We start from the raw sequence: 21964 nt of genomic DNA, 5'->3' as shown, positions 1-21964 counted from the left end.
CGACAGGATCGACGGCGCTCGCCCCGTGGTGTGGCCGCAGATCGCCCCGGTTGCATGCGCCTCCCGGGTTGGAGGCGCCCCGTCGCCGCACTTCGCACGCCGGCCTTCGCAGGCGCCGCACGGCTGCTAGAATCCACAGCCAACCAGTCGGACAAGACGCAAGCCCCGAGACCCCCTCACCCATGGATATCCTGCTCGCCAACCCCCGCGGCTTCTGCGCCGGCGTGGACCGCGCCATCGACATCGTCGAGCGCGTGCTGGAGCTGTTCGGCCCGCCCGTCTATGTGCGCCACGAGGTGGTGCACAACCGCTATGTGGTGGAGGACCTCAAGGCCCGCGGCGCCGTCTTCGTGGACGACATCGGACTGATGCCGGAAGGCGCCGTCTGTGTCTTCAGCGCCCACGGCGTCTCCCAGGACGTGCGCGCCCAGGCCACCGAGCGGGGGCTGCGGGTGTTCGACGCCACCTGCCCCCTTGTGACCAAGGTGCACCTGGAGGTGGCCCGGCACTGCAAGGCGGGCTTTGATGTGGTGCTCATCGGTCACCGCGGCCATCCGGAGGTGGAGGGCACCATGGGCCAGTGCGCCGCCGACGGCGGGCGTATGCATCTGGTGGAGGACCTGGACGACGTCGCGGCGCTGCAGGTCCTCGACCCCGACAGGGTCGCCTATGTCACCCAGACCACGCTGTCGGTGGACGACACCGCCGGCATCATCGACGCGCTGCGCGAGCGCTTCCCGAAGCTGACGGGCCCGAAGAAGAGCGACATCTGCTACGCCACCCAGAACCGCCAGGACGCGGTGCGGGACCTGGCCGAGCGCGCCGACCTGGTGCTGGTGGTGGGCTCCACGACGAGCAGCAACTCCAACCGTCTGCGGGAGCTGGCCGAAAAGCATGGCAAGCCCGCCTACCTCATCGACGGCGCCGACGACATCCGCCGCGAGTGGCTCACCAATGGCGCCCGGGTGGGCCTCACCGCCGGCGCCTCGGCACCGGAGCTGCTGGTGGAGCAGGTGATCCAGCGCCTCAAGGACTGGGGCGCCGGGGCCGTGGAGGAGCAGTCCGGCATCCGCGAGAACGTCACCTTCGCATTGCCCAAGGAGCTGCAACAAGCCACAGGCCCCGCCGGCTGAGCCGCGCGCACCCGCGCCGCGTCAGCCCACGACCGTCCCCGGCAAGCCCTTCGACGCCCAAACCAGGCCTTACCGACACCCGTATGAGCGACACCACAGGCTCCGACATCCTCGTCATCGGCGGCGGCGTCATCGGCCTGATGACCGCCCGCGAGCTCAGCGCCGCAGGCGCCGCCGTCACCCTGGTGGAGATGGGCGACACGGGCCAGCAGGCGAGCTGGGCCGGCGGCGGCATCCTCTCGCCGCTCTATCCCTGGCGCTTCGCCGGGCCGGTGACGGCGCTGGCCCGCTGGAGCCAGCAGGTCTACCCGACGCTCTGCACCGAGCTCTTCGAGACCACCGGCATCGACCCGGAGTACAGCACCAGCGGGCTCCTGATCCTGGACCCGGAGGAGCACGCCGACGCGCTGGCCTGGGCCGCAGCCGAGCAGGTGCAGATCGACACCCTGACCCAGGCCCAGATCACGGAGAAGGAGCCCGGGCTGCAGACGGACGTGCGCGAGGCGCTCTGGCTCGGCGAGATCGGCCAGATCCGCAACCCCAGGCTCACCAAGGCCCTGCGCACCGCCATCGAGCCCAAGGTCGCTATCCGCGAGCAGGAGGAGGTACTGGAGCTGCGCGTGACAGACGGCAGGGTGCAGGGCGTGCGCACCCGCGCCGGCGACATCGACGCGGACCGGGTCGTGGTCTGCACCGGCGCCTGGACCGCGGAACTGCTGGCCAAGCTCGGCCGCAAGCCGGACATCCGCCCGGTGCGCGGGCAGATGATCCTGTTCTACGCCAAGCCCGGGCAGATCCGCCACCTGACGCTGTACCGGGAGCGCTATGTCATCCCGCGCCGCGACGGCCGCGTGCTCATCGGCAGCACCCTGGAAGACGCCGGCTTCGACAAGCGTACCACCGCAGAGGCCAAGGAAGAGCTCTACCGCATCGCCACGGCCATGTTCCCGCTCCTGAAGCGCACCCCCATCGAAGACCATTGGGCCGGCCTGCGGCCCGGCTCGCCGAGCGGCATCCCCTACATCGGCCCCTATCCCGGCGCCGAGGGGCTCTACGTCAACGCCGGGCACTTCCGCAACGGGCTGGTGACGGGCCCCGCGTCGGCGCGGCTCCTCGCCGACCTGCTGCTCGGCCGCGACGCCATCCTGCCGCCGTCGGCCTACGCGCTGGAGGCCATGCGCGCCTGACGGCTGGGGGCTGGGGGCTGGGGCCGGGGGGCTGGTACCGATCCAGCACGCCCGCGCCCCCGACGCAGCGCCTGACTCCGCAATACTCGACGCAAACCGCTCCGGGGTCGAGCCCATGACCGCCCAGCCACGCAGCTTCTACAGCTTCGACGACTACCTCGAAGGCGAGCGGGCCGCCGAGCGCGAGTGCCGCGACGAGCGCCACGAGTACGTCGACGGCGAAGTCTTCGCGGTGACCGGCGCGAGCTGGGAGCACAATCTCATCACCGCCAACTTCACCGGCGAGCTGCATGCTAGGCTCAAGGGACGCCCCTGCTTCGTGCTCTCCAACGACATGCGCGTGCGCGTCGAGAGTGCCAACACGGGCACCTACCCCGATGTGGCCGTGCTCTGCGGCGAGCCCAGCTTCTACGACGACCGCCGCGACACCGTCACCAATCCCACCCTGCTGGTCGAGGTCCTCTCCCCGTCCAGCGAGGGTTACGACCGCGGCGGCAAATTCGCGGCCTACCGCCAGCTACCGAGCCTGCGCCAGTATGTCCTCGTCGCCCAGGACCGCATCGCCGTGGACGTGCTGACCCGCGAGCCCGACCAGCGCTGGGTGCTCACCGCCTACGACGCCCTGGACCAGACCCTGGTGCTGGACGCCATCGACTGCGCAGTGCCCCTTGCGGACATCTATGCCAAGGTCGAGCTCCACCGCGGCGAAGACTGCGCCCACCCGCACCACAAGCCGCAGGCCATCGCCCGGACCGCGGGTTTCCCTTGCCGCACCCCGCGGATTTGGTTATCTTTAAGGGCTTGCTCGGGCACCGTCCCGGCATCCGCCCGCCGGTGTAGCTCAGTTGGTAGAGCAACGCATTCGTAATGCGTAGGTCAGCGGTTCGAATCCGCTCACCGGCTCCATTGCAGTCTCCTCGCAGTCCGGCCCCTGGCTTACGCACCATTGGCTCAACCGTCAGCGCGCGCTTAGGCTGTGGCCTCTGGATGACCGTCCGCCGAAGCCGCTGCCGCAATGGCGATAGACACGCCACAATGCCAAGCTGATCCCGACCGGGCGGTCGCCGCGCCGGCGTCGGAGCACATCCCCCGTCTCCAGCGCCTGCTGCAAGCCCTCTGCGATGACAGCCGCACCCAGGCGCTGATCGTCGAATGCGGCGACGAATCCCTGCGGGAGACGCTCATCGCCCACCTCGACCGGTTCCTCGGCGCGCGTGGAATCCACCCCATGCGGCTGCCACTGGCACCTGACGACGCCGACGCCCCCCGGGCGCTGGAGACGGCACTTGCCGCCACCGCCGCCGGCCAGGGCGCCCTGCATCTGCTCGTCCCGGACGCCGAGCTGCCGAGCACCCGCTGGCGCGCCCTGGATGTCCAGCTCGCGTCCTTGTCCGCGGGGACGCCGGCGCGGGTCATCCTCTGGCTGACACCGGCGCAGGTGCGCCGCCTGCCGACGCTGATGCCCAGGCTCTGTTCCGGGCGCTCCGGTACCTTTCGGTTCGAGCCGGCGGCAGGGCAGCCGCGACCGGCGCCGATGCAGGTCCCGGTCCGCATCGGCGGCCGGTGCCTCGCCACGCAAAGCCGCCGCATCGCGGAGCTTCAAGGTGCTCTCGCGCACGACCCGCCAGCGCCGGATGAAGCGCGGCTGCCGCTGGTGGAAGCGTTGGCGAAGCACTATCGCGACCTCGGCGAGTGGGACAATCTCCTGCGGCTCGTCCGCGATGAGGAGCTGCCCCTGCGCCGGCGGCTCGGCGATGCGCATGCCATCTCCGACACGCTGCGGCAGCTCGCCGACATCCAGATCAGCCGCGGTGCGCTCGCGGAGGCATTGACGCTGCTGCGCGAGCAGTGCATTCCGGCGATGGCGCAGCTCGGACGGGCCAGCGATCTCGCGGCCCTCTACGGCACCCTGGCCGACGTGCACGAGGCCCGCGGTGAGGCCGACGCGGCCTTGGCGATCCGCGCCGAAAAGGCGCTGCCGCTGCACGAGCGCTTGGGCGATGCACACGCGGCGGCCGTCACCCAGGGCAGGATCGCTGACCTGTATCAGGCCCATGGCCAGCTCGACGCGGCACTGCGCATTCGCCGTGAAGAAGAGCTGCCCGTCTTCGAGCGCCTCGGCGACGCGCGCGCCACTGCCATCACCCAGGGCAAGATCGCCGACGCCCTTCAGGAGCGCGGCGAGCTGGACGCAGCCCTGCGCATCCGCCGTGAGGAGACCCTGCCCGCCTACCGGCACCTGGGCGACCTGCATGCGGTGGCCATCACCCAGGGCAAGATCGGCGATGTGCTCCAGGCCCGCGGCGAGCTGGACGCGGCGCTCGGCGCCTACGAGGAAGTCCGGGCGGCCTTCGAGCAGCTGGGAGATGCCCAGCACGTCGCCCGCGCCTCCGGCGCCATTGCCGATGTGCTCCTGGAGCGCGGCGACATCGACGCGGCGCTCGGGATGCTCCGCACCGAGGAGCTGCCCGTCTACGAGCGCCTGGGCGACGCCCTCTCCCTGCTCGTCTGCCGTGCCAAGATCGCCCTCGCGCTGCTGCGCCGCAATGCCGCGGACGACCGCACGCAGGCCAAGCACCTGCTCTGCCAAGCCCTCGCCGACGCCCGCCGGCTGCGTGTGCCTGAAGCCGGGCGCATCGAAGAGCTCCTCGCCGAGCACGGCATGGACTGCGCAGGCACCGCGCCGGCCGACGGCAGCCCGTAACCCGCGGCGCCCGCAGCCGTACAGGGGGTCGGCAGGCCAATCCGGCCCGTACAAGCGCGCCAGAGCCCCTGAGCCAACTCCGAATCGGATTCCGCTGCGCTGCATCCGGGCTGCGGCGTCTGGGCTCCGTTCGGTGTCTGGTCGGTCACCGCGCCGCGCCGCCGGACCAGCCCAGCCTTGGCCGGCGGCGCCCGGCACCCGTAACATGCGTGCATCGTAGCCCAGGCCCGCGCTCAGCCCATGACCGAGAGCTATCGACCACCATCGGACATCCTGGAGGTCCTCCAGCAGATCGAGTACGAGGAGCCCCTGGGCCCCGACGACCCGCGCTACGTGGACACCCGCGAGGCCCGCGGCAGCCAGCGCACGCTGGACCGCCTCGCGCGCAAGCTCGGGCTGCTGCTGGCGGACGGGCGCATGTATCCGCCGCGGCAGAAGCATGTGCTCTTCTTCGGCCACACCGGCAGCGGCAAGACCACGGAGCTGCTGCACTATGCGACCCAGCTTGAAGGCCCCGGGCGCTTCTGTATCGTCCAGCTCGACATCACCAAGGACCTGGACCGCAACAACCTCCAGTACGCCGACACCCTGATGGCCATGGCCCGCGCCCTGCTCCACCGGCTGGATGTCGCGGGTGTGGACCTCGGCACCGATGCGCTGGCGCCGTTGGATGCCTGGTTCAGCGAGCGCGTGCTGACCACCGAGGCAGGCAGGGAGCTGCGCACGGAGATCAAGACCGGCGCCGCGGGCAAGGGCGGCATCCCCGGCCTGGTGAAGCTCTTCGCCAGCTTCACCGCCGCCTTCAAGGCCAACGCCACTTACAAGGACGAGCTGCGCCGCGTCATCCGCAACAGCTTCGGCGAGCTGGCGGCGGCCTTCAACACCCTCATCCAGCGGGCCGAGGACGCCCTGCGCGACACCGGCAACGGCAGCCGCGTCGTGTTCATAATCGACGGCACCGACAAGCTGCGCGGCGAGGACACCCGCCTGTTCTTCGTGCACGACGCCGAACAGCTGCTCGCCATCGAGACCCTGGTGGTCTACACGGCGCCCCTGAGCCTCAAGTACGAGGGCAACCTCGCCGGCAAGCTGGACGCCGACCTGATGCTGCCGATGATCAAGCTCGCCGAGCGCAACGGGACGCCCTGTGACGCCGGGATGCGCGCGGTGCGCGACATCCTGCTGCGGCGCGCCGACCGTACGCTGTTCGCCACCGATGACGACATCGAGCGACTGGTGCAGGCCTGCGGCGGCCACCCGCGGGAGCTGCTGCGGCTGCTCAAGCTCTGCTGCGAGTTTGCCGAGGACGACTGCATCGACGCCGCCACCGTGGACGCCGCCGTCCGCCAGCTCGCCTCCGAGTACCGCCGCTTCCTGGCGCCGGACGACTACGCCCTGCTCGCCGGCATCGATCGCGACGGCATCCACGCCGGCAATGACGAGCGCACCCGCCGCCTGCTCTACAACCTGGCCCTGCTGGAGTACAACGACGGCACCTGGCGCCGCAGCCATCCGGTGGTGCGCACGCTGGAGGGCTATGCGCGGGCGGCCGAGGCCGCGGCCGAGACCGGCAACTGACCGCTCGCGGATCGCTGTGACCGACGACGCGCACCGCTTCCACCTCGACCGCCACCGCGCGGCCACCGAGCTGGCGCCGGAGCACATCCCGGACTTCCAGCGCCTGCTGAAGGACCTCTGCTACGGCAGCCGCTTTCAGCTGCTCATCCTCGACTGCCGCGACGAGCGCCTGCGGGAGCTGCTGATCGCCCGCATCGACGAGGTGCTGGAAGGCAGGCGACTGCGTCCGGCGCGGCTGCGCCTCGCGCCGGACGACCCGGCCGACGTGCCCGCCCTGGAGGCGGTCCTGGCCACGCTCGCCGCGGATCACGACGCCATCCACATCACCGGCGCCGACGCCTGGCTCACCGACCCGCGCTGGCGGGCGCTCAACATCCGCCGCGAGGCCATCGCCGAGCGCGCCCCGGCCCGGCTGCTGCTCTGGCTGACGCCGGAGCAGGTGAGCCGGCTGCCGGACCTGGCACCGGACCTCTGGGCCTGGCGCAGCGGCGTCTTCGCGTTCGAAGCCGCGCCGGACGAACCGCGGCCGGCACCGGAGCGCTTCGACGCGGCCATCGACAACCGCAGCCTCGCCCAGCGCAGCCGGCGCATCGCGGAGCTGCGGGCCTACCTGGCCGAGGACCCGCCGCCGCCCGATGACCTGCGGCTGCCGCTGCTGGATGAGCTGGCGACGCTGTACGAGGACCTCGGGGAGTGGGACAAGGCACTGCGCATCCGCCGCGAGGAAGAGCTGCCCGTCTACGAGCGCCTCGGCGATGTGCGCTCGGCCGCCATCACCCAGGGCCAGATCGCCGACGTGCTCCAGGCCCGCGGCGAGCTGGACGCGGCGCTGCGCATCCGCCGCGAGGAGGCGCTGCCCGTCTTCGAGCGCCTCGGCGACGTGCGCGAGGTCGCCATCACCCAGGGCAAGATCGCCGACGTGCTCCAGGCCCGCGGCGAGCTGGATGCGGCCCTGCGAATCCGCCGCGAGGAGGCGCTGCCCGTCTTCGAGCGCCTCGGCGATGTCCACTCGCTGCTGATCACCCGCGCGAACATCGCGCTCGCCCTCCTGCAGCGTGCCGCCGACGGCGACCGCGTCGAGGCCAACACACTGCTCTGCGAGGCCCTCGCCGACGCCCGCCGGTTGCGCATCCCGGAGACGGAGACCATCGAGCGGATGCTGGCCGAGCAGGGCATGGACTGCGACGCGACCGCGCCCATGAGATAGCGAGGCATTCGTTCCGGCCTCGGACTGCGAGGCCGGCATGATGCGGCCGGTGTGGGAGCGCCGTCCCCGGCGCGATTGACAGTGCCATCCGCAGCCGCCCTGGAAGTCGTCGCGGCGGGGACGCCGCTCCCACATTCGGAGCGCGCCGGCTTCAGCCCTCGGGCGCCGTAGGATAGAAGCCCTCGTCGAGTACGCCCTCCGGCGCATAGCCGCACTGCCTCGGCAGCGCGTCATCGGGCAGGCCCGTCTGCTTGAGCGCCAGCGCCCTTGCCTTCGGGTAGGCGCGCTCCATCGCGTCGGTCAATGTCTGCTTCTGGCTTGGTGAATCTTCGAGGAGCGTGGCGATCTGTGCGCGTTGCTCGATGATGGTGTCGCGCCAGCGCTTGCCTTCGAATTCGCGCCAGCGCTCGGACAATGCCTGGAGCTGAAACTCCCATTTCAGCAGGTGCGCGAGCAGGATCACGAGACGGCTTTGCAGCTCGCGGAGGTCGCTCTTACCCATGTCCTCCAGCGCTTCGATGAGATGTGCGGCATCGATGTCGCCTGCGCGACCGGCGCGCAGCAGATCGACCTGCTCGGCAATCCAGGCGTTGAAGTCCCGGTGGTAAAGGTCAGCGGGTTGGCTCATGGCGAGGCACAGGTTTGAGTGGCGGAGTCGGCGTGCTGCTCTGCTGCTCTGTTTGCTTACGGTGTCTACGGGACGACGATCAGTGTGAGTTTGCTGCTTGTCACGCCAGCTTGTCCATCCTGCGGGCCCCAGCGGGATCGACCGGCACGGCCGACGCCGCCGGCGACTATGCTTCAGTCAGTCCCGCCGCACAGGCCAGCAGCCGATGGCAGGCGCCCGCACCAGCCCCGACCCCGTTGATGGCGACGACGCGCCACCGCCCGCGCGCAGCGCGCCCGAGCACAGATCGCCGCAAACAAGCGACGCCGTGCCCGACGCCGCGCGACGGGACGCCGTATTCCAGGTCCGCGGCGTCACCAAGGTCTACCGCATGGGCGAGGTGCGGGTGGAGGCCCTGCGTGGGGTGGACCTGGCGCTGTATGCCGGCGAGCTGGCGGTGCTGCTGGGGCCGTCCGGCAGCGGCAAGTCCACGCTGCTCAACATCCTGGGCGGCCTCGACACGCCCACCGCCGGGCAGGTGCGCTATGCCGGCCGCGACCTGGCCGCGGCGAGCGACCGCGAGCTGACCCGCTACCGCCGCCGCCACGTCGGCTTCGTGTTCCAGTTCTACAACCTGATCCCGAGCCTGACGGCGCGGGAGAACGTGGCCGTGGTGACAGAGATCGCGCGCGACCCGATGCCGCCGGCGGAGGCCCTGGACCTGGTGGGTCTCGGCGCCCGCCTCGACCACTTCCCGGCCCAGCTCTCCGGCGGCGAGCAGCAGCGGGTCGCCATCGCCCGGGCGGTGGCCAAGCGCCCGGACGTGCTGCTGTGCGACGAGCCGACGGGGGCGCTCGACTCCGCCACCGGCATCGTGGTGCTGGAGGTGCTGGAGCGGGTGAACCGCGAGCTCGGCACCACCACCGCGGTGATCACCCACAACGCCGGCATCGCGCAGATGGCGGACCGGGTCATCGTGCTGGCGGACGGGCGCATCGCCGAGGTCCGGCGCAATGCCATCCGCGTCGCGCCGCGCGAGCTCAGCTGGTGAGACCCATGCGCGCGCTGGACCGCAAGCTCGTCCGTGAGCTCTGGGGCATGCGCCTGCAGGCGCTGGCCATCGCGCTGGTGATCGTGAGCGGTGTGGGCGTCTTCATCATGTCCTTCAGCACCGTGGACTCCCTGTACGAGACCCGCGCGCGCTACTACCGCGAGCACCGCTTCGCCGCGGTCTTCGCACCGCTCAAGCGCGCACCGGAGGCCCTGGCCCGGCGCGTGGAAACCATGCCGGGCGTGGACCGGGTGCAGACCCGGGTGGTGGCCTTCGTGAGCCTGGACATCGCGGGCTTTCCAGAGCCGGTGAGCGCGCACCTGGTGTCCCTGCCGGACCATGGACCCGCCGCCGGCGCCGGCGTCCTGAACCGCGTACACCTGGCGAGCGGCCGGCTGCCGCAGCCGGGGCGCACCGACGAGGCGCTGATCTCCGTGGAGCTGGCCCGGGCGCATGACCTGGCCGAGGGCGATACGCTGCGCGCCACCATCAACGGCCGCCGCGAGCGCCTCACCATCGTCGGCCTGGCAAGGTCGCCGGAGTACATCTACCAGATCGCCCCCGGCGCCATGTTCCCGGACCCGGCCCGCTACGGCATCCTGTGGATGGGTCGCGAGTCCCTCGGCAACGCCTTGGACATGGACGGCGCCTTCAACGACCTCACCCTGACCGTAACGCGGGGCGCGAGCGTCGAGGACGTCATCGACCGGCTGGACACCCTGCTCGCGCCCTATGGCGGTACCGGCGCCTATGCCCGCGAGGACCAGCTCTCCCACCGCTTCCTCACTGAAGAACTGAAGCAGCAGCGCACCATTGCAACCGTATTTCCGGTGATCTTCTTCGGCGTGGCCGCCTTCCTGCTCAACGTCGTGGCGAGCCGGCTCATCGGCCTCGAGCGGGAGCAGATCGGCACCCTCAAGGCCTTCGGCTGGGCCAGCGCCGACATCGGCCTGCACTACGCCAAGCTGATGCTCGCCATCGTGCTGCTCGGCATCACCGGCGGCATCGGGCTCGGCATCCTGCTCGGGCGCGGCTTGAGTCACATCTACATGAGCTTCTACAGCCTGCCCTACATGGACTTCGTGCTGCGCCCGCGGGTGGTGGCCGCCGCGGCGGCGGTGAGCATCGGTGTGGCGCTGCTCGGCACCCTGCATGCGGTGCGCGGGGCGGCCCGGCTGCCGCCGGCGCAGGCCATGCGCCCGGCGCCGCCGCCGGTATACCGCGCAACCATCGTCGAGCGGCTCGGCCTGCAGCGCTGGCTCGCACAGCCGACACGGATGATCCTGCGGCACATCGAGCGGCGCCCGCTCAAGTCCCTGCTCACCACCCTCGGCATCGCCATGGCCTGCGGCATCATGATGATCGGCGGCTTCCAGCGCGGCGCCATCGACCACATGGTGGGCGTGCAGTTCGGGCTGAGCCAGCGCGCGGATCTCACCGCCACCTTCACCGACCCCACCTCCGGCCATGCCCTCTACTCCCTGCGCAGCCTCCCCGGCGTCGAGCATGCGGAGGGCTTGCGCAGCGTGCCGGTACGGCTCAGGCACGGCCACCGCAGCTATCGGACAACCCTGGAGGGCGTGGCACCGGACGGGCGCCTGCTGCGGCTGCTGGACACGGACCTCAAGCCCATCGATCTGCCGCCCGAGGGCGTCGTCCTGAACGACTACCTCGCCGGACTGCTCGGCGTGCGCGCGGGCGATGTGCTGCGGGTGGAGGTGCTGGAGGGCGAGCGGCGCACCCTGGAGCTGCCCGTCGCCGCCACCGCCCGGCAGTATCTGGGTGTGGGAGCCTACATGCAGCGGGCGGCGCTGAACCGGCTGCTGCGCGAGGGCGATGCCCTCTCCGGCGTGCATCTCGCCGTGGACGCGCGCGAGCGCCGCCGTGTCTACGCCCTGCTCAAGGACATGCCGCGCATCGCCGGCATCGTCGAGCAGGCGGCGGCCATCCGGGCCTTCTACGACACCCTGGCCCAGAGCGTGCTGTTCTTTACCCTGGTGGCGACGCTGCTCGGCGCGACCATCGCCTTCGGCGTGGTCTACAACAGCATGCGCATCGCGCTGTCGGAGCGCAACCGCGAGCTCGCGAGCCTGCGGGTGCTCGGCTTCGAGCGCGGCGAGGTGGCTTACATCCTGCTCGGCGAGCTGGCGCTGCTGACGCTCGCCGCCATCCCGCTCGGGCTCGCCATCGGCTATGGGCTGTGCGCCTATCTGGCCTATGCCTTCCAGAGCGACCTGTACCGCATCGCGCTGGTGCTGGAGCGCGATGTCTACGCGCTGGCGGCGCTGGTGGTCATCATCTCGGCGCTGGTGTCGGGCGGACTCCTGTGGCGCAGCCTGGGGCGGCTGGACATGGTGGCGGTGCTCAAGAGCAAAGAGTGACACCATGGGCTGGCTGCGACACCCCGGCATCCTCACCGCCGCGCTGGTGGTGGCAGGCCTCCTGCTCTGGGGCTTCTGGCCGCGGCCGGTGCCGGTGGAGATGGTCACCGCCGGGCGCGGGCCGCTCAGGGTCACCATCGATGAGGACGGCCGCACCCGGGTCATCGACCGCTACGAAATCCGCGCGCCGGTGGCCGGCGTCGCCTGCCGGGTGGATCTGGACGTGGGCGACCCGGTCAGCAAAGACCAGGTGCTGCTCGGCATCACCCCGCTGCAATCGGCCGTGCTGGACCCGCGCAGCCGCGCCGAGGCCGAGGCCCGCGTCGCCGCCGCCGAGGCGGCGCTCGCCTCCACGCGGGAGAACGCCGGGGCGGCCCGCGCCCGCGCCGAGTACCGCAGGGCCGAGCTGGCCCGGGTGGAGCCGCTGGCGGCAAAGGGCGTCGTGTCCCGCGAGGCGCTGGACCAGACGCGCATGGAGCGCCTGGCCGCCGACGCGGCGCTGCGCGCGGCGGAGCACGCGGTGAGCGTCGCCCGCTACGAGCTGGAGGCGGCCCGCACCGCGCTGGCCCACTCCAGCGCCGCCGCCGACAGCGAGACCGCCGAGCGCGTGCCGGTGCGCGCCCCCATCGACGGCCGTGTGCTCGCCGTGCAGCGTGAGTGCGAGGGCCCGGTCAGCCTGGGCGAGCTGCTGCTGGTCGTCGGCGACCCGTCGCGGCTGGAGGTGGAGGTGGATCTGCTCTCCGCCGACGCCGTGCGGGTGCAGCCCGGCACACGGGTGCTGTTCGAGCAATGGGGCGGCGAGCAGCCACTGGAGGGCGTGGTGCGCACCGTGGAGCCCGTGGGCTTCACCAAGGTCTCGGCCCTGGGTGTCGAGGAGCAGCGCGTGCTGGTCATCGCCGATTTCACGTCACCCGCCGCGCGCTGGCAGCGCCTCGGCGACGGCTACCGCGTCGAGGCGCGCTTCGTGCTCTGGCAGGCGGACGACGTGCTGCAGGTGCCGGCCAGCAGCCTGTTCCGGCCGGCTGATCCGAACGCCGACGGCTGGTCGCTGTTCCGGGTGGAGGACGGCCGCGCAAGGCTGCACCAGGTTGAAGTCGGCCGGCGCACCGGCCTGCGGGCGCAGATCACCGCGGGGCTCGAGCCCGGCGACGCCGTCATCGACCACCCCAGTGACGACGTGACGGACGGCGTAAGGGTGAAGGCTCGATAGACGTGCTGCGCACACCAGTCGCCGGAAAAGACCCGCGCTTTCGCGCCGACCGGGCCATACCGACGACCTGTGCAGAGAATCCTCGCAGCAGGTACCGACGCTGGGCATGGGCCTTGACCCGGAGGCAGCGATCTGTCGTCATCCCCGGCCGGGCGCCGGGCCGCCGGCGTCCCTGACCACCACGCCATCAGTCACCGCCGATCGAAGCGAGCCCGAAACCCATGTCCGACTTCCCCGACCGCCACGAGCAGATCCGTCTGGTGCACGCCGAATTCATCCGCCAGGTGGCGCAGACCTGCGGCAACGCCGAGCGCCGGGCTGAATTCGACGCCCTGCTGGCCAGTGCCGAGCAAAGCGGCTGGGGGGCGCTGGTGGCCGCACTCGAGCGCATCGCCGCCGGCGAGCGCGGCCCCGAGGTCTTCCGCGGACTGGACGAAGAGGACCAGATCATCGCCGACGCCATCCTGCGCGGCATGCAGGACCCGTCCACCCTGCCCGACCCGACCCAGCGCCAGGACCCCACCATGGCGGCCCCCGGCCTCGCGCACATGATCCATGCCGCGCGCACGGGCAATCCACAGGCGCTGGCGCTCATCGGCAACATGGCCGAGCAGATGAGCACCGTCGGCGGCCAGATGGCGCGCCTCGCCGGCGTCATCCGGCCCATGATCCAGGGCGAGCGGGATGCAGACCGGCTCACCCGCGGCATGGACAGCCAGGGCGAGCGCCTGGTGCTGGAGATCCTGTCCGAGCTCGGCAAGCTCGAAGCGCACTGAGAAAGCCCGGGGCGTCAGTCGCCCGCGCCCACCCCCAGGGCGTCCGGATTCATCACCTGCATGGCGTCATCGCCCATGCCCATCACCAGCACGCCCGCGGCGGTGGCGCGACGCACCACGCTGTCATCCGGGTAGAGGCTCGCCAGCACGCCCACGGCGCGCTTGCCCTCGTACTCGGGGCAAAAGCGCGGCAGCTCGGCGAGCTTCAGGAGCAGCGGGTCGATGTGGCTGGCCTGAAGGCGCGACTTGGTCTCGTTGACCAGGACCACGTCACCGCAGGCGAGAATGGCGTCGTACTCGCGCGTCTCGCCGTTGCGGCGGCGTGCGATGCGCACGGCGAAGAAGTCCGGTATGTCGCATCCGAACAGCTTGGCCGCGACCCGCGGCAGGCTCGGCGCCACGATGTCCTCCACCAGGGTGCCGAGGCGGTTGGCGAGATCGCCCCACTGCTTGTTCATGCGCTTGCGGTCAAGCTCGGTCTCGTCCTTGAACTCCCGCATCTCGTCTGCGAGTCGGTTCAGCGACATCTCGGTGCGCATGGCCTGGTAGCTGAGCTCCTTCATGTATTCACGCAGCTCATCGACTTCTTGGCGAATGGCGGTGGTGGCCATGGGCGCTGTCCTCCAGGCGTGTACGCAGTGGGTTTTCGCCTAGCATAGCAAGTTGCAGCGTGCTCAGACCATGCGCGGGCCGGCGCACCCGTGGCGGAGCGAGCCCAGCCCGCAGCAGGCGACACAGCGCGGATTGACATCCAACGCCACCGCGCCGCCCGGCCCCGGCTATACTGCGGCGCCAATCCCGGCGCCCAGCGCGCCCTGCCCTTTGCAAGCGACCGGAGCAGGCGATGGCAGATCCCGCCGCAACGGCCCCTTCCCCGCCCCCCAGAGCCGAGGTCGACCCGGAAGTCGCGCGCGCCGTGGATGCCGGCGACACCCTCGCCGCGGTGGACCTGGGCTCCAACTCCTTCCACCTGCTGGTGGCGCGCATGGACGGCGGCACGCTGCAGGTCATCGACCGGCACAAGGAAATGGTGCGCCTCGGCGAGGGGCTCACCAGCGACAAGCACCTGCGCGAAGACGTCGCCGAGCGCGCACTGGCCTGCCTGGAGCGCATGGGTCAGCGGCTCAAGGACATGCCGCCGGAGCGGGTGCGCGCGGTGGGCACCAATACCCTGCGCCAGATCCGGCCCGAAGCACATTTCGTGGAGCGGGCCGAGCGGGCGCTCGGACACCCCATCGAGGTCATCGCCGGGCGGGAGGAGGCGCGGCTCATCTACCTGGGCGTCTCCCACGGGCTCGCCATCGGCGACGAGAAGCGCCTGGTCATCGACATCGGCGGCGGCAGCACCGAGCTCATCGTCGGTCAGGGCTTCCAGGCGACCCTGCGCGAGAGCCTGCACATGGGCTGTGTCAGCATGTCGCGGCGCTTCTTCAGCAACGACAAGATCACCGCCAAGCAGATGGACAAGGCGGAGCTCTACGGCGCACTGGAGGTACGCCCGGTGCGCGAGCTGTTCCGGCAATCCGGCTGGGCCACGGCCACCGGCAGCTCCGGCACGGTCAAGTCCATCGCCGCCGTGGTCATGGCCGAAGGCTGGAGCGAGGACGGCATCTCGGCCGAGGCCCTCGAGCGGCTGCGCGCCGCCATCCTCGACGCCGGCAAGGCCTCCGGACTGCCCTTCAAGGGCTTGAGCGAGCAGCGCCGGCCGGTGTTCGTGGGCGGTGTGGCGGTGCTGCGGTCGCTCTTCTCCGCCCTCGCCATCGAGCACATGCGCGTGTCCGACCAGGCCCTGCGGGAAGGCCTGATTTACGAAATGGTGGGCCGCCTGGAGCACGAGGACGTGCGCGAGCGCACCGTGGCGACCTTCAGCCGGCGCTTCGACGTGGACCAGGCGCATGCCGCCCGGGTCAGGGACACCGCCCTGCACCTGCTGGCACAGCTGTCCGAGCCCTGGGAGCTGGCCCATCCCGACTATGCGCCCATGCTCGGCTGGGCGGCGGAGCTGCACGAGATCGGCCTCGCCGTCTCCCACAGCCATTACCAGAAGCACGGTGCCTATCTGATCGGCCAGGCGGACCTGTCCGGCTTCACCCGTCAGGAGCAAGAAGTCTTGGCGGCGCTGATTCTGGGCCACCGGCGCAAGTTCCCGGTGGATGCCTTCCTGGCGCTGCCGAGCAGCGTGCGCTGCTGCGCGCGACGGCTGTGCGTGATCCTGCGCCTGGCGGTGCTCATGCATCGCGGCCGCAGCGCGGACAGCATCCCCGAGCCCGCGCTCAGCGCCGCCGGGGATACGCTGGTGCTGCGCTTCCCGGAGGGCTGGCTGGACGACCATCCACTCACCCGCCTGGAGCTGGAGGAAGAGGCCTCGCGACTGCTCGCCGGCGGGCTGAGCCTGGACTTCCGGTAGCGGCTGCCCCAGCGCTGCGCCCGCCGCCGCAGCACAGCGGGGCCCCGACCCAGCCCAAGCACGCAGCCCCGCCAGGTCGCAGCGGCGACGCCCCAGCCGGACCGGGCGTCCTCCCCGGCCATGCCCCGCAGCCGCCTCCGGCAATGATCCGGGAAAGGCCGCACCCGGGTGCGCCCGTGGCAGCCCAACACCGCGCACCGAAGCCCGAAGCCCGAAGCCCGAAGCAGTTGCGGACAAGTAACCTCGTGCGCGGATGTTGCTGCTAGAATCAGCGCGCGAAGAATCACCCCGTCCGCGCGCCTGCGCGGCATCCCGCCAACGAACGAAGGAGGACAGCGACAACCATGGCCAAGCTCTTTTCCGCCGAGTGGATGAACCAGCTCAAGGATGGCTGGAACAACGACCCCGAGGTCAGCGGCAAGCTCGCCGAGATCGGTTTCGACTCCGTCATCACCTGCGGCTTCAAGAACGAGGAAAACCCCCGCGGCGTCTTCGTCGTCGAGAAGGGCATCTGCACCCGCGCCGGCGACTGGAACGGCGAGACCCCGGACTGGGACATGCGCGCCGACATGGACGACTGGCTCAAGTGGGTCAAGAAGGGCATCGGCATGATGGGCATGGGCACCGCCTACGCCACCGGCAAGCTCAAGTTCAAGCACGGTGACTACGCTGCCATGATCAAGGACCCGCGCATGGCCGGGCCCTTCGTCAAGAGCTTCAACCTCATGAAGGACATCGGCGCCGACGAGCTCGGCTGAGCCGCATCCCTCTGCCGTCCCGCCGGGCGGCGGCGTCCTGCCGCCGCCCGATGCGCCACGATTCGCCCCCCTCAATCGGCTCCCGGAAGCGGCCCCCGGTCTGCTCTGCCCACCCAACCTGGCCCCGCCGCGTCGGGCCGAAGGCGGGTTTCTCGTTGGCTGCTGGATCGTCGACTTGGTCAACTAACGTCATCGACGATCACCACGACCCTGATCGCTTCCAGCGTCGCTGCCAGCAGTCGCAGACCTGATCCTCCGGCCAGCTGGCGGTCGCCATCGGCGGCACCGCGCTGCGCCTCGATATCGCCAAGCTCCTCGGCGTCCAGACAGCCGCGGCAGCTTCGTCCGGACGAGCGCACGATCCTCCAGCTCTGCGGATATTGGTCCTCTGTCCGATCAGCGGACGGAGCACATGTCCGCGACGCTTCGGCGCGCTCAGGCTGCCGTCTGACTGCGCCCCCTCCGCCACCAAGGCGCCGCAGCTCACCATACCGGGACGCGCCCGGTCGCGCACATCGGTTCCGCAATGCCCTGCCGAAACCGCGCCGGGGAGCCAGGCGCTGCGCGACGGCAGCGACGGCGCTCGGCGCGCAAGTGCTGGGCGGGCCAGTGCTGGGCGGGCCAGTGCTGGGCGGGCCAGTGCTGGGCGGGCAAGTGCTGGGCGAGCCGGTGCTGGGCGTCCACCATCTGGGTGCACGTCATCGCTTGACCTCCAGCGCGCAACACTGAGCGGATGCCTTCCGTATCGCCGCGAAGCGCTGTTGGTCACGCATCAGGCGGTTCCCGTTCAGCCGACCCGCCCTGCGGCCGGCAGGCATGCAGGCATGAAAGGATTTAACAGTCCGGCGTGATGCGACGGACCAGATCTTGACATTGTAAACAGTCGAGCTATCTTATCGTCGACAACAATCAAATCGTGATGCCCCCATCGCACAAGCGGCGGTTTACCTATGGCCGAGAACGAGACCCTGGACCTAAAACCAGCCCTCGGTGGAATCAGGCGCGCCGCCTCATTCAAGAGGGCGCGAGCCCGAATGAGCTTGCTCAGGAAGTGCTTCGAGTGCTGAGCCTCACGCTCAAGAGAGTTGCTCCTACAACAAGACATTGAGCACGATGCCAATGCATCAGATTTCTGAAGCAGACATCGGCGTCATCGCCGCACGCCTGCTGGCGGCCCGCAAGGCCGCCGGACTCACGCAGCAGGAGGCCGCTGAACAGTTGGGCGTCAGCCGACCGACCCTGATCGCCATCGAAAAGGGCACACGGGCGGTGAAGCCCGATGAAGTGGTCAAGCTGGCGAGGCTGTATGGGCGCACCCTGAACGAGATTGTCCGTCCAAGTCCCGCACCGCAACCCATCGAGCCGCACTTGCGCGCGTCCCTGCGAACGGAGATGAGCGCAGAGCTGCAAGCGGTCATCGGAGAGTTGACGGCCTTTGCCGACGACTATCGGGCGCTTGAAAGGCTCACTGGCAGCGAGCCGTTTCGGGACTTCGCGCCCGAGGTCTCGGTACCGCAGCGCGTGGAGGTAGCGGCCTTCGCCGAAGACGTGGCGATCCGCGAGCGCTCCCGGCTGCACCTGGGCGATCAACCCATCGTTGATCTGCGCTCCCTGGTGGAACAGGCCGGTGTGCATGTCTTCTACGGCAGCCTGCCCTCGCGGCTCGCCGGCCTCTACGCCTTTGTGCCGGACCTCGGCTACTGCATCCTCATCAACCGCAAGCACCCGCCGGAACGCCGGCGCTGGACGCTGTCGCACGAATACGCGCACTTCCTTGCGGATCGCCACAAGCCCGGCGTCGATTACGTCCAGCCGGCCAAGCGCAAGCCCCTGTCAGAGCGCTTCGCGGATGCCTTCGCGGCGAGCTTCCTGATGCCGGAGACGGCCATCCGCCGGAGTTTTCTCGCCATCACGGAGCGCAGCGGGGACTTCCAGACCGCCGACCTGAGCCGGCTCGCACACCACTTCTACGTATCGGTGCACGCGGCCGCGCTGCGGCTGGAGGACGTCGGCCTCCTGCCCCGCGGCACCTGGGAGGCACTCGCAGAGCGCGGCTTCAAGCCCGGCGCCGCCCGGCAGCTGCTCGGGCTGCCGACGCGTCCGCCCTCGGAGGACCCCTTCCCCGAGCGGTACCGCTACCTCGCGGTGCAGGCCTACCTTAAAGCGGCCATCAGCGAAGGTCAGCTCGCCCGCTTCCTGCGCACCGACCGCGTCACGGCCCGCGAGATCGTCGACGCCACGCTCACCTCCCGCGATCTGGATGCGGACGGCGACGCGCAGTCCGTGCAGATGCCGGAGCAGCTGTCGCTGTTCGACTTGGCGTCGTGACGCCGGCCTGGGCCATGTCCGATAGCGTCGTTCTGGACGCCTGCTGCCTCATCAACCTCGCCGCCGCAGATGCGCTCGAAACCTGGCTCGGCGAGCTTGGGCTCCGCTGGATACTGCCGGAGGCAGTGTTGGCCGAGGCGCTGTTCCTGCGGCGAGGCGCCGAACCCGCCGCCGATGATGTCCACTCGAGCACGGCCGACGCTGCGCGCGAGCCGATCCTGCTTGATCCACACATCGAAAGCGGCCTACTGACCGTCGTCCGTCCTGAGACCGAGGCGGAGCTGGCCGCCTACGTCGCCTTGGCCGCCGAGCTGGACGACGGCGAGGCCATGGCGCTCGCCATCGCCCGGTGCCGTAGCTGGCAGCTCGCCACCGACGACCGCAAGGCGATCCGCCTGGCCGGTGAGGCGGGCGTGCTGGTGCTGACGACGCCGGCGGTGCTGAATCGGTGGGTGGACCGGCTTGGCCCGTCGGCTGGGGAAGTCCGCAGTGCGTTGATCGCCATCCGCGACCGCGCCCGCTTCCTCCCGAGCGGGCGCGATCCGTTTCACTGATCCCCACTGCGTCTGCGCGGCACGATATGCGCGCAGCAGAGGCGAGGCAGAGCCTCGCGCGCCGCATTCCCGGGCCGAGCCCGGGAACGAGAGGCAACCTCTCTTGTTTGATGGCGAATCCCCCACACGCGGGCGCACCCTGCGTCGTCACCGCTTCCAGCCCTGATTGTGTCAGGCCGGGATGACCTGACTCAGCAGTCAGCTGACCAGGTGGCCGGCGTTATGATCGAGGACCATCGCAGCGCACCCTGCCCCGCCCCCTGTCCCACCACCCTGTGCCGGACTGACCTTGCCGCAGCAACGCCACCTCAGCCCCGACGAGCGCGCCTATTTTCGCCTGCTCTGCGAGACGGTGTTCGCCAATCCCTTCGCAGCGGATCGCGGCCGGCTGGCGCGACTGCTGGGCGACGCGGAGCCGGCGCCGACGGCTGAGCTCGTCTCCCAGGCGGCGGAGTATCACCGGCTGATGCCGGGCCTCGATGCCAGGCTGCAGGCACTCGCGGCGCGCGGGCGCTCCCAACTCCAGGACTTCACCGGCGAGGACCAGGCACTGATGCGCCGGGTTTTTCTCTTCCACTGCTATCAGCGCTTCGGCGAGCGCTTCGACCCACTCATCGCGCGCGGCGGCAGCGGCGGGCTCGGCCGGGGACTCAGGCAGGAGCTGACGGAGGCGTTGGCGGGCTACGGCTTCGAGCCGGCCGAGTGCCGGCGCTGGATCGCGCTCTACTACCAGCTGCGGCGGGCCTATTTCTTCATCGATCAGGCACTGGTGGGCCGCAGTGCACCCATGCGCGTCCTGCGCCAGGCGCTATGGAACAGCGTGTTCACGGCGGATCTGGCCACCTATGCGCTGCTGCTGTGGGAGCGGCTTCAGGACTTCCCCACGCTGCTCCTCGGCGAGACGGGCACCGGCAAGGGGCAGGCGGCGGCGGCCATGGGCCGCTCCGGCGTCATCCCGCTCAACGACGCCGGCGACGGCTTTGCGCGCGGCATCGAGGCGGGCTTCATCGCCACCAACCTGTCGGCGCTGTCCGAATCGCTCATCGAGTCCGAGCTCTTCGGCCACCGCAAGGGCGCCTTCACCGGCGCCGTGGACCACCACGAGGGGCTCTTCGCCCGCTGCGATGCCCAGGGCACGCTGTTTCTGGACGAGATCGGCGACCTCTCGCTGGCCGTCCAGACCAAGCTGCTGCGCCTGCTCCAGGAGCGGACCTTCTCCCCGGTGGGCAGCCACGAGGAGCGGCGCTTCGCCGGCCGCGTGGTGGCGGCCACCAACCGGCCGCTCGCCGAGCTGTTGGGCGACGACGGCTTCCGCCGGGACCTGTTCTATCGCCTGTCCGCCAACATCATCGTCCTGCCGACACTGCGCGAGCGCCTGGCGGCCAGCCCCGCGGAGCTGCACGACTTGGTGGACGCCCTGCTCGCGCGGCTCGCCGGTGACGAGGCCGCCGCTGCGCTGCGCCCGCGGGTGCTGAAGGCATTGGACGCATTGCCGCGGGACTACGCCTGGCCCGGCAACGTGCGCGAGCTGGAGCAGGCCATCCGGCGCATCATCCTCACCGGCGGCTGCGCACCGGACCCGCTGCCGCAGCCCACCGGCACGGACGCCTGGCTCGACGCGGCCGCCGCGGGCCGGCTCGACGCTGCGGCGCTGCTGCGCGGCTATTGCCGGCGGCTCTACGACCAGCTCGGCACCTACGAGGCCGTGGCGCGGGTGACGGGGCTGGACCGGCGCACCGTCAAGCGCCACGTCGAGGGCGGCTGAGGACCAGCGCCGCCGCAGGGCTCAGGCATCGGCGCGATGGGCAACGGGGGCGACAGGAACGCCACTGCGGCGTTGCGCGGGCCGGACGGCTCCGGCAGCATCCGCACGCCCTCGTCGCGGCGGGGACGCCGCTCCCACAGGGCACCGCAACGGCCCCAGCGCCGGAACGCGCACAAGAGGCCCTTCGGTCCTTCGCCTCTTCGCGTCTTCGCGTGTCCTCTCCGTGCCCCGCCCTTCGCGCCTTCGCGCCTTCGCGCCTTCGCGTGCCCCAACCGCGTCCCGCCCTTCGCGCCTTCGCGCCTTCGCGTGCCCCTCTTC

18 protein-coding genes and 1 tRNA gene are annotated in these 21964 nt (G+C 70.6%); 16 read left to right on the top strand and 3 right to left on the bottom strand.

Annotated features, from left to right (window positions below):
- Positions 1-182: 182 nt before the first annotated feature.
- The 7 genes from ispH to QZ607_RS00665 all read left to right on the top strand — a co-directional run bounded on the left by ispH (position 183) and on the right by QZ607_RS00665 (position 7809).
- Positions 183-1133: a 4-hydroxy-3-methylbut-2-enyl diphosphate reductase gene (gene ispH, locus QZ607_RS00695; protein WP_295878490.1), complete on the top strand. Its 951-nt coding sequence runs from the start codon at positions 183-185 to the stop codon at positions 1131-1133.
- 83 nt (positions 1134-1216) lie between these two features.
- Positions 1217-2320 carry a glycine oxidase ThiO gene (gene thiO, locus QZ607_RS00690; protein WP_295878488.1) on the top strand — a complete coding sequence of 368 codons (1104 nt, stop codon included), beginning with the start codon at positions 1217-1219 and terminating at the stop codon, positions 2318-2320.
- Between the two features lie 115 nt (positions 2321-2435).
- Complete coding sequence (locus tag QZ607_RS00685) at positions 2436-3188, top strand: Uma2 family endonuclease (RefSeq protein ID WP_367268135.1); 753 nt, start codon at positions 2436-2438, stop codon at positions 3186-3188.
- Positions 3151-3226: transfer RNA gene (locus QZ607_RS00680), tRNA-Thr, on the top strand. The genes QZ607_RS00685 and QZ607_RS00680 overlap by 38 nt, the downstream gene beginning before the upstream one ends.
- Positions 3227-3335: 109 nt before the next feature.
- Complete coding sequence (locus QZ607_RS00675) at positions 3336-5024, top strand: lipopolysaccharide assembly protein LapB (RefSeq protein WP_295878486.1); 1689 nt, start codon at positions 3336-3338, stop codon at positions 5022-5024.
- Between the two features lie 240 nt (positions 5025-5264).
- Complete coding sequence (locus QZ607_RS00670; protein WP_295878484.1) at positions 5265-6602, top strand: hypothetical protein; 1338 nt, start codon at positions 5265-5267, stop codon at positions 6600-6602.
- A gap of 16 nt (positions 6603-6618) precedes the next feature.
- Positions 6619-7809 carry a hypothetical protein gene (locus tag QZ607_RS00665; RefSeq protein WP_295878482.1) on the top strand — a complete coding sequence of 397 codons (1191 nt, stop codon included), beginning with the start codon at positions 6619-6621 and terminating at the stop codon, positions 7807-7809.
- Positions 7810-7960: 151 nt separating this feature from the next.
- Here the strand turns inward: QZ607_RS00665 and QZ607_RS00660 are convergent, their stop codons facing one another.
- Positions 7961-8437, bottom strand: coding sequence for a DUF29 domain-containing protein (locus QZ607_RS00660; RefSeq protein WP_295878480.1), 477 nt, complete (start codon positions 8435-8437; stop codon positions 7961-7963).
- A 370-nt stretch (positions 8438-8807) separates the two neighbouring features.
- On the opposite strand from QZ607_RS00660, the gene QZ607_RS00655 reads away from it, so the two are divergent.
- From QZ607_RS00655 to QZ607_RS00640, 4 genes are all read left to right on the top strand, one after another.
- On the top strand, positions 8808-9467 hold the full coding sequence (locus QZ607_RS00655; RefSeq protein ID WP_295878587.1) for an ABC transporter ATP-binding protein: 660 nt from the start codon (positions 8808-8810) through the stop codon (positions 9465-9467).
- A 5-nt stretch (positions 9468-9472) separates the two neighbouring features.
- Complete coding sequence (locus QZ607_RS00650; protein WP_295878479.1) at positions 9473-11848, top strand: ABC transporter permease; 2376 nt, start codon at positions 9473-9475, stop codon at positions 11846-11848.
- Between the two features lie 4 nt (positions 11849-11852).
- The gene (locus QZ607_RS00645) at positions 11853-13058 is read left to right on the top strand and encodes an HlyD family efflux transporter periplasmic adaptor subunit (protein WP_295878477.1); all 1206 of its coding nucleotides are present in this window, start codon (positions 11853-11855) and stop codon (positions 13056-13058) included.
- A gap of 221 nt (positions 13059-13279) precedes the next feature.
- Entirely contained in the window at positions 13280-13834 is a 555-nt protein-coding gene (locus tag QZ607_RS00640; protein WP_295878476.1) for a hypothetical protein, read from the top strand.
- A 14-nt stretch (positions 13835-13848) separates the two neighbouring features.
- On the opposite strand, the gene QZ607_RS00635 is transcribed toward QZ607_RS00640, so the two are convergent.
- Positions 13849-14445, bottom strand: coding sequence for a hypothetical protein (locus QZ607_RS00635; RefSeq protein ID WP_295878474.1), 597 nt, complete (start codon positions 14443-14445; stop codon positions 13849-13851).
- Between the two features lie 233 nt (positions 14446-14678).
- On the opposite strand from QZ607_RS00635, the gene ppx reads away from it, so the two are divergent.
- Both ppx and QZ607_RS00625 read left to right on the top strand, forming a co-directional pair.
- Positions 14679-16241, top strand: a complete 1563-nt coding sequence (gene ppx / locus QZ607_RS00630; protein ID WP_295878472.1) for an exopolyphosphatase — start codon at positions 14679-14681, stop codon at positions 16239-16241.
- Between the two features lie 344 nt (positions 16242-16585).
- Complete coding sequence (locus QZ607_RS00625; protein ID WP_295878466.1) at positions 16586-16999, top strand: SCP2 sterol-binding domain-containing protein; 414 nt, start codon at positions 16586-16588, stop codon at positions 16997-16999.
- Positions 17000-17178: 179 nt separating this feature from the next.
- On the opposite strand, the gene QZ607_RS00620 is transcribed toward QZ607_RS00625, so the two are convergent.
- Complete coding sequence (locus QZ607_RS00620) at positions 17179-17358, bottom strand: hypothetical protein (RefSeq protein ID WP_295878463.1); 180 nt, start codon at positions 17356-17358, stop codon at positions 17179-17181.
- Positions 17359-18118: 760 nt separating this feature from the next.
- On the opposite strand from QZ607_RS00620, the gene QZ607_RS00615 reads away from it, so the two are divergent.
- The 3 genes from QZ607_RS00615 (at position 18119) to QZ607_RS00605 (ending at position 21646) form a co-directional block, all read left to right on the top strand.
- On the top strand, positions 18119-19327 hold the full coding sequence (locus QZ607_RS00615; RefSeq protein ID WP_295878460.1) for an XRE family transcriptional regulator: 1209 nt from the start codon (positions 18119-18121) through the stop codon (positions 19325-19327).
- A gap of 14 nt (positions 19328-19341) precedes the next feature.
- Positions 19342-19881, top strand: a complete 540-nt coding sequence (locus QZ607_RS00610; protein ID WP_295878458.1) for a hypothetical protein — start codon at positions 19342-19344, stop codon at positions 19879-19881.
- A gap of 289 nt (positions 19882-20170) precedes the next feature.
- A complete protein-coding gene (locus tag QZ607_RS00605) occupies positions 20171-21646 on the top strand; it encodes a sigma 54-interacting transcriptional regulator (protein ID WP_295878456.1) in 1476 nt (491 codons plus the stop codon).
- Positions 21647-21964: the final 318 nt, after the last annotated feature.

The sequence above is a fragment of the uncultured Thiohalocapsa sp. genome, assembly GCF_913063425.1.
Classification (GTDB): domain Bacteria; phylum Pseudomonadota; class Gammaproteobacteria; order Chromatiales; family Chromatiaceae; genus Thiohalocapsa.
This window is presented reverse-complemented; position numbering and strand designations above follow the sequence as displayed.